The organism is Streptomyces sp. NPDC058045 (assembly GCF_042885635.1).
GTDB lineage: Bacteria > Actinomycetota > Actinomycetes > Streptomycetales > Streptomycetaceae > Streptomyces.
The window spans coordinates 112,611-125,218 of the sequence record NZ_JBHVRR010000016.1; the positions used below are offsets into that span (position 1 = coordinate 112,611).

Sequence of the window (12,608 nt, forward strand, 5' to 3'; positions counted from 1 at the left end):
CCACGGCAGCCCGCCCCGATCCCGGGACCGACCGCCGCCTTCTGGGTTCCGCCGCGCTGCCATACCGCCACGCTAGACGCCCTCCCCCAGCCCGGCGTCCCCCGCGCGCAGTGCGCGGGGCTACTCCCGCGGGAGTACGGGGTGGGGGCGGGTCAGTCGCGGGGGGAGCGCCTGGGGCGGGCCGGCTCCGGCTTGGCGCGCACCAGCCCCACGTCATGGGCGAGTTGGCGCACCGCCTGCACAAAGAAGGCGGAGCGATCCTCGACCACCCGATGGAACTGCCCGAACACCTCGAAGCCGATCAGCCCGAACAACTGCGCCCACGCCGTCACCAACGCGAACACCACCGCGGGCGGCAGATCCGGCGCCAACTCCTCCGCCATCCGCCGCGCCTCCACCCCCGCCTCGTCCCCCAGCCGAGGCTCCGCGATCCCAGGCCCCCGATAGGCGTCCCGCGCCACCTGGACCAACTGCCCCGCGACCCGCGCCGCAGCCGGCACCGTCGACTCCGGCGCCGAATACCCCGGCACCGGCGAACCGTAGATCAGCGCGTACTCATGCGGATGCGCCAGCGCCCACTCCCGCACCGCCACACACACCGCCTCCCACCGCGCCGCCGGACACCGCCCCTCCGGATCCCCCAGCACCGCCTTCTCGTACGCGGCCTCGGCGGAAGCACCGACCGCGTTGTAGGCGTCGACGATGAGGGCGGTCAGCAACTCGTCGCGGCTGGGGAAGTAGCGGTACAGCGCGGAGGACGCCACCCCCAACTCACGTGCCACCGCCCGCAGGGAGAGCTTCGCGGCCCCTTCCTCCGCCAGTTGCCTGCGCGCCTCGGCCTTGATGGCCTCGGTCATCTCCGTCCGGGCCCGCGCCCGAACGCCTCGTGTCGTACTCATGACGCGAGTCTGCCACTGGAGAGCACCGCTCACAAACGAGAGCAGCGCTCTTGCTTTGCGGCTGTCGACGGGTGCACACTGGAGGGAAGCGAGAGCAGTGCTCACAAGCGAGAGCGGCGCTCACTGGGTTAGGCCTGCGTGATCTGGAGCTGCATAACCCGGGGCCTGCACATACGTGAGCGGTGCTCGCCATCGAGAGCACTGGTCGCACCGGAGAGCACCGCTCACCCAAGAGAGCACCGCCAACAACAGGGAGCACCGCTCGCCTTGGAGACCAGCGCTCACCCCCCGAGAGCGCCGCTCACAGTCGAGAACGCCGTTCACCACCGCGAGCACCGTTCACTACCCGGAGCACTGCTCGCATCTCCACCCAGAGCACTGCTCGCAATCAAGCCCACGCACCACGGAGGCCCTCATGTCCCGCTACCTCAAGCCCGGTCGTCCCGACTCGGCCGTCAGCAGTCTCGTCGGGTGGCTGGCCCGGCGAGGGGTGAGTCTGGCGGGCTCGGCGGAGTTGTCCGTACGGGGGCGCAGCAGTGGTGAATGGCGCCGGGTGCCGGTCAATCCGCTGCCGGACGGCGACGGGTTCTATCTGGTGTCGGCGCGCGGGAACGCCGACTGGGTGCGGAACATGCGGGCCGCGGGTGGTGGGCGGCTTCAAGTGGGGCGCCGGGTACGGGAGTTCACGGCGGTGGAGGTGGCGGACGCGGAGAAGCCGGTGGTGCTGCGGCGCTACCTGGACCGGTGGGGGTGGGAGGTGGGCCGCTTCTTCGACGGGTTGACCGCGAGCTCCTCCGACGAGGAACTGCTCGCCTCGGCCGGCCACCACCCGGTGTTCCACGTCACCGTCAAGAGCTAACCCCCTCCGCCGCCGCTCACAACCCATCGGGTGACTTCAACACCCCGCCCCGGCACAGAAGTTGCGTACGACGTGAGCCGCTGCCGCTCCCTGTCCGATCCCCTCCCCTTGCCGCCCCCGGTCCCCCACTCCGTACGAATGGCCGTAGCCCGTAGGCCAGGTCAGCGGTCCAGGGTGTTGAGGGCGCGGCTTACTACGGCGTTGGTGCGGACGAGTTCGCCGACGGTGGTGGAGCCGCGGGTGACGCGGGTGAAGGCGCGCCAGGCCGGGCGGAAACCGGTGAGGACGGCGTGCAGCAGACCGGGGCGCCGTTCGAAGACGGTGAGCAGACGGCGGCCCGCGCTCATCTCCACCCCGAGGCCGGCCTTGATGGCGAAGGCGTAGTTCAGGGCCTGGCGGCGGGCGTCGACGGCGTCCTGGGACTCGGCGATCCGTACCGCCCACTCCCCCGCGAGCCGACCCGACCTGAGAGCGAAGGAGATGCCCTCGCGGGTCCACGGTTCCAGCAGTCCGGCGGCGTCACCGCAGACCAGGACGCGGCCCCGGGACAGCGGGGAGTCGGCGCTGCGGCAGCGGGTGAGGTGGCCGGAGGAGAGGGCGGGTTCGAAACCGGCCAGTCCGAGGCGGCCGATGAAGTCCTCCATATACCGCTTGGTGGCGGCGCCCTCGCCGCGGGCGGAGATGACGCCGACGGTCAGGGTGTCGCCCTTGGGGAAGACCCAGCCGTAGCTGCCGGGCATGGGGCCCCAGTCGATGAGGACCCGCCCCGCCCAGTCCTCGGCGACGCTCGCCGGGACGGGGATCTCCGCCTCCAGACCGAGGTCGACCTGATCGAGCTTGACGCCGACGTGGGCTCCTATACGGCTGGCGCTGCCGTCGGCGCCGACCACGGCGCGGGCCAGCACGGTCTCGCCGCCCTGGAGGACGACGGCGACGGTGCGCCGGTCGGGTACGGCGGCGCCGTGCTGTTCGACGCGGAGAACGGTGGTACCGGTGCGGAGTTCGGCGCCGGCCTTCTGCGCGTGCTCCACCAACTGCCGGTCGAACTCAGGGCGGTTGACCAGTCCGAACAGCATGGAGCGGGAGCGGCGGGTGCGGGTGTAGCGGCCGTCGAGGGAGAAGGTGACGGCGTGCACCCTGTCTTTCAGCGGCAGGTCGAAACCGGGCGGGAGGTTGTCGCGGGTGGGGCCGATGATGCCGCCGCCGCAGGTCTTGTAGCGGGGCAGGTCGGCCTTCTCCAGGAGCAGCACCCGGCGGCCGGCGACCGCGGCAGCGTAGGCCGCTGAGGCCCCTGCGGGACCGGCGCCGATCACCACCACGTCCCAGATGTCCCGGGCTCCGCGGTCGCCGTCACCGCCATCGCCATCGCCCGTGGCGGGGACGACCTCCGCGAACTCGCCGTCTGCGCCGGGAAGTTGGTCGGCGCCGGCTTCACCGTCGGTTGCGCCGGCGGTCTCGCCGTCGCCGTTGGCCTCGGCTGCTTCGGTGCCGTCATCGTGAGTGCCCGCGAGAACGCTGCTCTCGTCGTGAGCACCGCTCTCGGATTCCGTGTGAGCACCGCTCTCGCCGCCGTCCCCACGGTGAGCACCGCTCTCGTCGCGAGCCGTACCCCCGTCGTGAGCACCGCTCTCGTCAAGAGCACTGCTCTCGTCTCCCCCGTGAGCACCGCTCGCAAGGTGAGCACTGCTCTCCCCCCGCACCGCGGCCCCTCGGACTTCAGCCCCGCCGACTTCGGCCCCGCGGACTTCGGCTTCGTCGTCCGCTGCTTCGGTCCTGCCGTCCGGAGTGTTCTCACTGCTCACGTTGGACTACCGCTCCCGATCCGGTTGCCTGGCTCTCTGTGTCCCCGGCATCCTACGGCCGCCGCCACGATGGGCCCCTGTGGGAGGATCATCGGTGCGCATACCGACCCAACCGGCCCTGGTGCGCGCAGGCATATCCCGTCGCACCCCATGGAGAGTGCCCATGTCCACCCAGTCCACTCCGGCGGCCGCCGGGACGCAGTCGATCGCCGAACGGGTCGCCGCGATGATGCCGCGGGCCCGTACGGAACTGGCGGAGCTGGTGGCGTTCCGGTCGGTGGCGGACTTCGAGCAGTTCCCGCGCGATGAGAGCGAGGCGGCGGCCGAGTGGGTGGCGTCCGCGCTGCGCGCCGAGGGCTTCCAGGACGTCGCGCTGCTGGACACCCCCGACGGGACGCAGTCCGTCTACGGAGTGCTGCCGGGTCCCGAGGGCGCACCGACCGTACTGCTCTACGCGCACTACGATGTGCAGCCGCCGCTGGACGAGGAGGCCTGGACGACGCCGCCGTTCGAGCTCACCGAGCGGAACGGCCGCTGGTACGGGCGGGGTGCGGCCGACTGCAAGGGCGGCGTCATCATGCATCTGCTGGCGCTGCGCGCGCTCAAGGCGGACGGCGGGGTGCCGGTCACGGTCAAGGTGATCGCCGAGGGTTCGGAGGAGCAGGGCACCGGCGGACTTGAGCAATACGCGGAGCAGCACCCGGAGTTGCTGCGGGCGGACACCATCGTCATCGGTGACACCGGCAACTTCCGGGTGGGTCTGCCGACGGTGACGTCCACGCTGCGCGGTATGACGTTGGTGCGGGTGCAGGTGGACACCCTGGAGGGCAATCTGCACTCGGGCCAGTTCGGTGGTGCGGCGCCGGACGCGCTGGCGGCGCTGGTGCGGATGCTGGACTCGCTGCGGGCGGAGGACGGTTCGACGGTGGTCGACGGGCTGACCGAGGGGCCCGCGTGGGAGGGACTGCAGTACGCGGAGGAGGACTTCCGGCGGGACGCCAAGGTGCTGGACGGGGTGGAGTTGATCGGTTCGGGCACGGTGGCGGACCGGGTGTGGGCACGGCCCGCGGTGACGGTGCTCGGTATCGACTGCCCGCCGGTGGTGGGTGCCACGCCGTCGGTGCAGGCGGGGGCGCGGGCCCTGGTCAGTCTGCGGGTGCCGCCGGGGGTGGACGCCGCGGAGGCCAACGAACTGCTGATGGCGCACCTGGAGCGGCACACACCGTGGGGTGCCCGGGTCCGGGTCGAACAGGCCGGTCAGGGCCAGCCGTTCAGCGCGGACACGGCGAGCCCGGCGTACGCGGCGATGGCCGAGGCGCTGCGGGTGGCGTACCCGGGTGAGGAGATGCAGTACGCGGGGCAGGGCGGGTCGATTCCGCTGTGCAGCACGCTGGCGGCGCTCTACCCGGAGGCGGAGATCCTGCTGATCGGGCTGAGCGAGCCGGAGGCGCAGATCCATGCGGTGAACGAGAGTGTGTCACCGGAGGAGTTGGAGCGGCTGTCGGTCGCGGAGGCACTGTTCCTGCGGGGGTACGCGAAGGGGCACTGAGGCCCAACTACGCTGCCGCGGTTGCCGGTTGCCCGTCTTGCCTGCTTCCTCGGTGGGATCGGCGGGGGACCCACCGGGCCGGTCGGCTACAGAGCTGTGAGCCACGGGTGACCCGGGTGGACTCGGGCGAGTAGCTCGGCCAGGGTCTCGCGCTGAGTCGGGGTCGGGTCGGAGTCCAGCAGGATGCCCACCGGGCGTCGAGGGCTTCGATCTCGTCGTCCGACAACTCGATGCCACCGCTGGGCAGTTGCTCACCCCTCACACCTCCCGCCCCGCCTCCAGGTAGAGCGGGGTGCCCAAGTGGCGGGCGTTCAGGGCGTGTTGGAGGCGGGTGGCACGGACGGGGGGCAGCATGGTGGTGGCTTCGCGGGGGGTGGCGAAGCGCCAGTCGCGGAGTTCCGGTCCGGGGAGCCGGATGCGGTGGGCGGCGGAGTCGGGCAGTCGGCCACCGTCGAAGAGCAGGCGCAGACCGCCGTGGCCGGGAGGTTCCGGTGCCTCCCAGTCGACCACCAACAGCCTTGGTACCGCGTCCAGTTGGAGGCCGGTCTCCTCGGCGACCTCCCGCATCCCGGCACGCGCCGGCGCCTCGCCCGGTTCCACCACACCGCCGGGGAACTCCCAACCCGCCTTGTACGTGGGGTCGACCAGCAGTACGCGGTCGGCGGCGTCGAAGAGGAGGACTCCGGCGGCCACGGTCTCCCCGGCCGGTTCGGGGGTCTGCACTATGTCGCAGGGGGCGCCGCCGCCCACCGCCTCCGCTATCCGCAGGGCGGCTTCGCGCGGGGTGAGGTGGCCGGTGTCGATGGGGTGGGCGTCGGCGGTGAGCCACCCGGTGAGGGCGGTGCGGTAGAGGGCGAGGGTGGTGCCGGGGGTGGGGCGGCGGGTGGTGGCCCGGGTGCGCAGGATCGTTTCGGCCGGGGTGAGCACCACATGGTGCACGGGTATCCGGCGGGCGGCGAGGGCGCCGAATATCTCGTCGCGGTGCTCCTGCCGCAGCAGTGTCATCGGCACCAGCAGGGGGCCGCCGCCCTCGGCGAGGAGTCCCGCCGCGGTGTCCACCACCAGCCTTCTGAAGACGGGCAGTTCCAGAAGGTCGGTGACCTCGGCGAGGCGTTTGGGCGGCAGCACCTGGGCGAGTGCGCCGCCGATGACCTCGGGGTCGAAGAGCGCGCTGTTCGGGATCAGGTCGATCAGTTCCCGTGCGGTGGTCCTCTTTCCCGCACCGAACGCACCGTTGATCCAGACGATCACGGTTCCCCCTCTTCTGTTGGCCCCCAGAGGCTTGCCCGCAACACCCTGCCACGGAAACCACGCCCTGCTGAGACCGGCGCGACCGGTGACGGGGGACGTGCGCCCGCCACAGGTGCGCTTTGGGTCAGGGCTCGTCGGTTATGACAGGGCGAACCGCCGGGCGGGGCACGGCACTTGGGCCTACCCGGCCTTGGCGAGAGCGAGGCGCAGCACCTCGGTCATCGGTACGTCGACTTCGTCGGGCGTGAGCAAGGGCGCCGGTGCCCTCCCGAACCAGACCTCGGTGACGTCGACGCCGTCGACCGTGTCCACGCGGATGGGATTGTGGGCGGTCCCGATCTCCACCACGGTGACGGTCTGCTCGATCCTCGGCAGCAGGAAGGTGCGCACCAACTCGACGAGCGGGAAGGCCACTTCGGTGTCGTCGATGCCGTGGGCCGCGCAGTAGTCCAGCCAGACGTCCGGCGGATCGCCGTCGTTGAAGCCCCACTTCGACAGCAGGCCGCCGCTGTCCAACGTCAGATACGGCTCGGTCGCCCCGGTCACGGACACCACCTCCGCGAGGACCGTAACGCCCCACTGCGGAGGCTGCGACAGTGCGGTCGAAAAAGCGGGCGTCAGGGGTGACCAGTACGGACCCCGCGCACCGCCCAACAGCCGCCTACGGAACCGGGGTTGCCGCCTCGGCTCCCCGCGCCGCCGCCGCGGCGCCCACCAGTCCGGCGTCCGTCCCCGTACGGGCCGGGGCCACCGTGAGGCGCCGGACGAAGGAGAGCGTGGCGTAGTCCCGCAGGGATCGTCGCAGTGGGGCGAAGAGGACCTCGCCCGCCTTGGCCACTCCGCCGCCGATGACCGCGATGTCGATCTCGACCAGGGTGGCCGTGGCCGCGATTCCCGCCGCGAGGGCCTGCGCGGCACGGGCGAAGGAGGCCGCCGCGACCGGGTCACCGGCGCGCGCCGAAGCGGCCACCGCGGCCGCGGTGCGGTCGCCGTCGGGGCCCGGGTGCCAGCCGTTCTCGACGGCGCGGCGTGCGATGTTGGGCCCGCTGGCGATGCGCTCCACGCAGCCGCGGGCACCGCACGGGCACAGGTCGCCGTCCAGGTCGACGCTGATGTGGCCGATATGGCCGGCGTTCCCGCTGGGCCCCGGGTGGAGCCGCCCGCCGAGGATCAGCCCGCCGCCGACGCCGGTGGAGACCACCATGCACAGCGCGTTGTCATGGCCGCGGGCGGCACCCTGCCAGTGCTCGGCCGCGGTCATCGCGACGCCGTCGCCGACGAGTTCGACCGGCAGCGGCCCGGTGGTCCCCCGGACCCGCTCGACCAGTGGATAGTCGCGCCAGCCGGGCACGTTGACCGGACTGACGGTGCCGGCGGTGGCGTCCACCGGTCCCGCGCTGCCGATACCGACACCGCTGACGCGGGGCCAGAGCGGGGAGGCCACCAGCTCGTCCAGCACCCGCCGCACGGCCTGCATCACCGTGTCACCGTTCTCCCGCGCCGGGGTGGGACGCCGGGTGCGGAGCAGGATCCGGCCCTGGTCGTCGACCAGCGCTCCGGCGATCTTGGTGCCGCCGATGTCCAGCGCGGCGACGAGGTCGGTGTGCATCAGTGTGAGGACTCCTGGTGAAAGGGCAGGCCGGAGATTACGCCGGTCAAGTCTCCCCCGTCACTGACAACGTTGTCCAGGCTCTATGCTCGACGCCACAAGCACAAGGACGACAGGACGAGGACAGGGACATCGTGGCCGACACCGCCCGCCGGGCCGAGAAGCGATACGGCAACCGTCCGACCATGAAGGACGTGGCGGCCCGCGCCGGCGTCGGTCTCAAGACGGTCTCCCGGGTCGTGAACGGCGAACCGGGCGTCACCCCGGACACCGAGCGCCGCGTCCAGGAGGCCATCGAGGCGCTCGGCTTCCGCCGCAACGACAGCGCCCGCGTCCTGCGCAAGGGCCGAACCGCCAGCGTCGGCCTGGTACTTGAGGATCTGGCAGACCCCTTCTACGGGCCGCTGAGCCGCGCCGTGGAGGAGGTGGCGCGGGCGCACGGGGCACTGCTCATCAACGGCTCCAGCGCCGAAGACCCCGAGCGGGAACAGGAGTTGGCGCTCGCCCTGTGCGCACGCCGGGTGGACGGGCTGCTGGTGATCCCCGCCGGGGACGACCACCGCTATCTGGAGCCGGAGATCAGGGCGGGCATAGCCACCGTGTTCGTGGACCGCCCGGCCGGGCGGATCGACGCGGACGCGGTGCTCTCGGACAGCTTCGGCGGCGCCCGCGCCGGGGTGGCGCATCTGGTGGCGCACGGGCACCGGCGGATCGGCTTCATCGGCGACCAGCCGCGGATCCACACCGCCGCGGAGCGGCTGCGCGGCTACCGGGCGGCGATGGAGGACGCGGAGATCCCGGTCCGGGAGGCGTGGATGTCGCTGGGGGCGACCGATCCGGAGCGGGTGCGGCGGGCGGCCGAGGAGATGCTGTCCGCGCCGGAGCCGGTGACGGCGGTCTTCGCGGGGAACAACCGGGTGACGGTGACGGTGGTGCGGGTCCTGGCGGAGTTGCGGCGGCCGGTGGCGCTGGTCGGCTTCGACGACTTCGAGTTGGCGGACCTGCTGGACCCCGGGGTGACGGTGGTCGCGCAGGACCCGGCGCAGTTGGGGCGTACGGCGGCGGAGCGGCTGTTCCGGCGGCTGGACGGGGCGCCGCTGGCACCGGAGCGGGTGGAGATCCCGACGCGGCTGATCACCCGCGGCTCGGGCGAGATCCCCGCCGGGTGACCCGTCCCGGCCGATCAACTCCGGGCGTGCGGGGCGGCGTTCAGCAGGTGGGCAGGCCCGGTACGGGTGCGTCGTTCCGGCCGCCGCGGACGTTGACGACGTTGACGTAGACGCCGCTGTTGCCGCTGTCGTCGTCGGTCTTGGCCCACCACACATTGGTCCACTGGCCGGAGGTCTCGCGGCGGCCGAGATTCTGCTGGCAGAAGAAGTAGTTGGTGCCGCTGTTCAGAGTGCCTACCTTGGTTCCGGAGGCGGTGTAGGAGGCGGCGCGGCGCCAGACCTCGCAGTTGTACTTGCCGCCGCCGATGGCGTGGCAGGCGGCGGGCGGCTCGGGGTCTGAGCCGCCGGTGCGGGTGGGGGTGGGGTGGTGGGTGGCGGAGCGGGTGGGCTGGTCGGGCTTGTCGTGGGTGCGGTCGGGGTCGGGGGTGCCGCCGCCTTCGGAGCTGCCGGTGGAGGGGTGGCCGCGGGTCGGGTGCGGGGATGGGCTCGGGGCGTCGCTCTCCCGGGTGCCGTCGAGGGTGCCGCGGCTGGCGCCGGGGCTGTCTGGAGGTGCGGTGGCGGCCACGGTGGGCTTGTCGTCCCGGTCGCCGAGCAGGGCGACGGCCGTACCGGCGGCGGCGAGCACCGCGATGACGGCGGCCACGGCGAGCAGGACCCGCCCGCGGCGCCGGGAGGCAGGGGCGTCCTGGCCTGGTACGGCGGCGGGCGCGGTGATGGGCTGCGGCACCGGAACGGGCAGCGGTACGGGGACCGGCTGCGCGGCCCAGGTTTCGGCGCCCGGGTCCTGCGGCGGGCCGAAGCCGGGCGGGGGCGGGGGCAGCGGAGTGGTGGGGGCGGTGGCGTCGTGCGGGGCGGGCGCGGTGGTGCGGAGGGCGGTGGTGGGCACATCGCCGTCCTCGCCCGCGGCGACGGCACGCAGCAGCTCGGCGGCGGCCGCGGCGTCCGGGCGGGTCCCCGGGTCCTTCGCCATGAGCTGCCGCAGTACCCCGGTGAGGGGCCCGGCCCGGCGGGGCTCGGGCAGCGGTTCGACCACGATGGCGGTGAGGGTGGACCAGGTGGAGGTGCGGCGGAAGGGCGAGTTGCCCTCGACGGCGGCGTAGAGGGTGGCGCCGAGCGCCCATACGTCGGAGGCGGGGCCCGGGGTGTGGCCCTGGGCGCGTTCCGGGGCGAGGTAGTCGAGGGAGCCGACGAGTTCGCCGCTGCGGGTGAGGTGGGTGCCGGCGCCGTCGCCCGGGTCCTCCATGGCGGCGATACCGAAGTCGGTGAGGACGACGCGGCCGCCGCGTTCCAGCAGGATGTTGCCCGGTTTGACGTCGCGGTGCAGGACTCCGGCGCGGTGGGCGGCGGCGAGCGCGTCCAGTACCTCCGCCCCGAGCGCGGCGGCCTCCAGCGGATCGAGCGTGCCGCGCTCGTTGAGTACGTCGTCGAGGGAGGGGCCGTCGACGAGTTCCATGACGATGAGGGGGCGGCCGTCCTCCTCGGCGATGTCGTACACCGCGACGACGCCGGGGTGGCGGACCCGGGCGGCGGCGCGGGCCTCGCGCTGCATCCGCAGTCTGAGGTCGGCGAGTTCGGGTGCGGCGGCGTCGCTGAAGGTGCGCAGTTCCTTGACGGCGACCTCGCGTGCGAGTGCCTCGTCGCGGGCCCGCCACACGATGCCCATCCCGCCGCGCCCCAGCCGCGCGATGACACGGTACCGGCCGGCCAGCAGCCGGCCGGTGTCCCCGCTCTGTCCGTACTCCCCCGACACGACGCCCCGTTCCTGTGTCCCGTGCGGTCCTGCGAACCCCAGCCTAGGCGAGCTTACGGGGCGGGACTGACGGGGCTGGGTGGGGCGTCCGCCGTGGTGCTAGCGCGCGGTGGTGAGGTGGCCGCGGCGGGCCAGTTGCTGCAGTTCGGGGCGGGTGAGGCCGGTGGCGCGGGTGACCTCGGCGTCGTCCAGGGCACCGCAGACCAGGCCGCGCAGCAGGTAGTTGCTGAGGGCCTTGGCCGTGGCGGGCTCGTCCAGGACGTCGCCGCCGGACTTGTTGACGTAGGCGGCGAGGCGGGACGCGGCGGCCTCGAAGCCCTCGCGGTAGTAGGCGAAGACGGCGGCGTAGCGGGTGGGAAGGTGGCCGGGGTGCATGTCCCAGCCCTGGTAGTAGGCGCGGGCCAGGGCTCGGTTGGTGAGGCCGTGGTGGAGGCGCCAGGCTTGGTGGACCTGGGCGGAGGAGCCGACGGGCAGGACGTTGGTCGAGCCGTCGCAGACCCGGACGCCGGTGCCGGCGGCGGCGACCTGCATGACCTCCTTGGCGAAGTCGGCGGCGGGATGGTCGCTGGCCTGGTATGCGGCGCTGACGCCGAGGCAGGCGCTGTAGTCGAAGGTGCCGTAGTGGAGCCCGGTGGCGCGGCCCTCGGCGGCGTGGATCATGCGGGCGACGGTGGCGCCGCCGTCCGGGCCGATGATGGACTGGCTGGTCTCGATCTGGATCTCGAAGCCGAGCCGTCCGGCCTCCAGCCCGTGCGCCTGCTCGAAGGCTTCGAGGAGCCGTACGAAGGCGGTGATCTGCTCGACGTAGGTGACCTTGGGGAGGGTGAGGACGAGTCCGTCGGGCAGGCCGCCGGCGTTGACGAGTCCGGTGAGGAAGATGTCGAGGGTGCGGATGCCGCGGTCCCGGACCGGGGCCTCCAGGCACTTGATCCGGATCCCCATGTACGGGGCGGTGGTCGGCCCCCCGGTCTCCGGCCGGGAGGTGCCGCCGGCGAAGGCCTGGGCGACGAGTCGGGCCGCGCGGGCCGCCTCGGCGTCCTCCTCGGCGTCGGAGCGGTTGCCGTAGCCGTCCTCGAAGTCGATACGGAGGTCTTCGACGGGCTCGTCCGCCAGCTTGGCGCGGACCCTGCTGTAGACGGGCTCGGCCAACTCGTCACTCAGGCCGAGGACGCGGGCGAACGAGGCGGCGTCCGGGGCGTGTTCGTCCAGGGCGGCCAGTGCCCGGTCGCCCCAGGAGCGGATGGTGTCGGCGTCGAAGTCGTCGGCGGGCACATAGACGGTGTGCACGGGCTGGCGGGTGCCGGGGTCTCCCGGGAAGCGGCGTTCGAGCTCCGCGTCGACCGGTGCGAGGGAGGCGCTGATCTCCTCGGTGACCTTGGCCGCGAGGCTCGTCGCCACCTGCTCTTGCTGACCCATTCCGGCATCCTCCGCATTCTGCTGGACGTCGTGGCGACGTCACGGAGACGTCCTTGGACGTCCTTGAAGGACCGCGATTTTTCCGCACTGCGGAATCAACAATCCGTATAATGAAGTTAAGGGAGCGGCCAGACCGGCGTCAATGGTGCCCGGCACGGGTCGGGGCCGCACGGTGGTGTGCCCGCGCGGCCCCGGTGTCGTATGGGTTGTGGTGGGGGTCAGCCCTTGCGGGTGGTGATCTCCTGGGTGAGTTGGGGGAGGACGGTGAAGAGGTCGCCGACGATGCCGTAGTCGACGAGGTCGA

The 12,608-nt window shown here is 72.6% G+C and carries 10 protein-coding genes; 3 read left to right on the top strand and 7 right to left on the bottom strand.

The features are described from left to right. Positions 1 to 152: 152 nt before the first annotated feature. The gene (locus ACFVST_RS13140) at positions 153 to 899 is read right to left on the bottom strand and encodes a TetR/AcrR family transcriptional regulator (RefSeq protein WP_390149861.1); all 747 of its coding nucleotides are present in this window, start codon (positions 897 to 899) and stop codon (positions 153 to 155) included. 415 nt (positions 900 to 1,314) lie between these two features. Between ACFVST_RS13140 and ACFVST_RS13145 the strand changes: the two genes are divergently transcribed. Next, a complete protein-coding gene (locus tag ACFVST_RS13145; RefSeq protein WP_390149863.1) occupies positions 1,315 to 1,758 on the top strand; it encodes a nitroreductase family deazaflavin-dependent oxidoreductase in 444 nt (147 codons plus the stop codon). 161 nt (positions 1,759 to 1,919) lie between these two features. Here ACFVST_RS13145 and ACFVST_RS13150 read toward each other — a convergent pair whose 3' ends face one another. Then, complete coding sequence (locus tag ACFVST_RS13150) at positions 1,920 to 3,086, bottom strand: geranylgeranyl reductase family protein (protein WP_390149887.1); 1,167 nt, start codon at positions 3,084 to 3,086, stop codon at positions 1,920 to 1,922. Positions 3,087 to 3,723: 637 nt separating this feature from the next. On the opposite strand from ACFVST_RS13150, the gene ACFVST_RS13155 reads away from it, so the two are divergent. Next, positions 3,724 to 5,109: a dipeptidase gene (locus ACFVST_RS13155; protein WP_390149865.1), complete on the top strand. Its 1,386-nt coding sequence runs from the start codon at positions 3,724 to 3,726 to the stop codon at positions 5,107 to 5,109. 258 nt (positions 5,110 to 5,367) lie between these two features. On the opposite strand, the gene ACFVST_RS13160 is transcribed toward ACFVST_RS13155, so the two are convergent. The 3 genes from ACFVST_RS13160 to ACFVST_RS13170 all read right to left on the bottom strand — a co-directional run bounded on the left by ACFVST_RS13160 (position 5,368) and on the right by ACFVST_RS13170 (position 7,969). Beyond that, positions 5,368 to 6,360, bottom strand: coding sequence for an NUDIX domain-containing protein (locus ACFVST_RS13160; protein WP_390149867.1), 993 nt, complete (start codon positions 6,358 to 6,360; stop codon positions 5,368 to 5,370). 180 nt (positions 6,361 to 6,540) lie between these two features. Continuing rightward, positions 6,541 to 6,906, bottom strand: a complete 366-nt coding sequence (locus ACFVST_RS13165; RefSeq protein ID WP_390149869.1) for a hypothetical protein — start codon at positions 6,904 to 6,906, stop codon at positions 6,541 to 6,543. A 115-nt stretch (positions 6,907 to 7,021) separates the two neighbouring features. After that, entirely contained in the window at positions 7,022 to 7,969 is a 948-nt protein-coding gene (locus tag ACFVST_RS13170; protein WP_390149871.1) for an ROK family protein, read from the bottom strand. A 134-nt stretch (positions 7,970 to 8,103) separates the two neighbouring features. Here ACFVST_RS13170 and ACFVST_RS13175 point away from each other — a divergent pair, with 134 nt between their 5' ends. Beyond that, complete coding sequence (locus ACFVST_RS13175) at positions 8,104 to 9,138, top strand: LacI family DNA-binding transcriptional regulator (protein ID WP_390149872.1); 1,035 nt, start codon at positions 8,104 to 8,106, stop codon at positions 9,136 to 9,138. Between the two features lie 40 nt (positions 9,139 to 9,178). Here ACFVST_RS13175 and ACFVST_RS13180 read toward each other — a convergent pair whose 3' ends face one another. Together ACFVST_RS13180 and ACFVST_RS13185 are read right to left on the bottom strand one after the other, a co-directional pair. After that, positions 9,179 to 10,888, bottom strand: coding sequence for a serine/threonine-protein kinase (locus tag ACFVST_RS13180; RefSeq protein ID WP_390149874.1), 1,710 nt, complete (start codon positions 10,886 to 10,888; stop codon positions 9,179 to 9,181). A 99-nt stretch (positions 10,889 to 10,987) separates the two neighbouring features. After that, positions 10,988 to 12,304 (bottom strand): DUF6986 family protein, encoded by a 1,317-nt coding sequence (locus tag ACFVST_RS13185; RefSeq protein WP_390149876.1) that lies wholly within the window; start codon positions 12,302 to 12,304, stop codon positions 10,988 to 10,990. Positions 12,305 to 12,608 lie beyond the last annotated feature (304 nt).

Coding starts and splice junctions, on each gene's coding strand:
- ACFVST_RS13140 (WP_390149861.1), bottom strand. CDS start 899: ATGAGTACGACACGAGGCGTTCGGGCGCGGGCCCGGACGGAGATGACC.
- ACFVST_RS13145 (WP_390149863.1), top strand. CDS start 1,315: ATGTCCCGCTACCTCAAGCCCGGTCGTCCCGACTCGGCCGTCAGCAGT.
- ACFVST_RS13155 (WP_390149865.1), top strand. CDS start 3,724: ATGTCCACCCAGTCCACTCCGGCGGCCGCCGGGACGCAGTCGATCGCC.
- ACFVST_RS13170 (WP_390149871.1), bottom strand. CDS start 7,969: ATGCACACCGACCTCGTCGCCGCGCTGGACATCGGCGGCACCAAGATC.
- ACFVST_RS13185 (WP_390149876.1), bottom strand. CDS start 12,304: ATGGGTCAGCAAGAGCAGGTGGCGACGAGCCTCGCGGCCAAGGTCACC.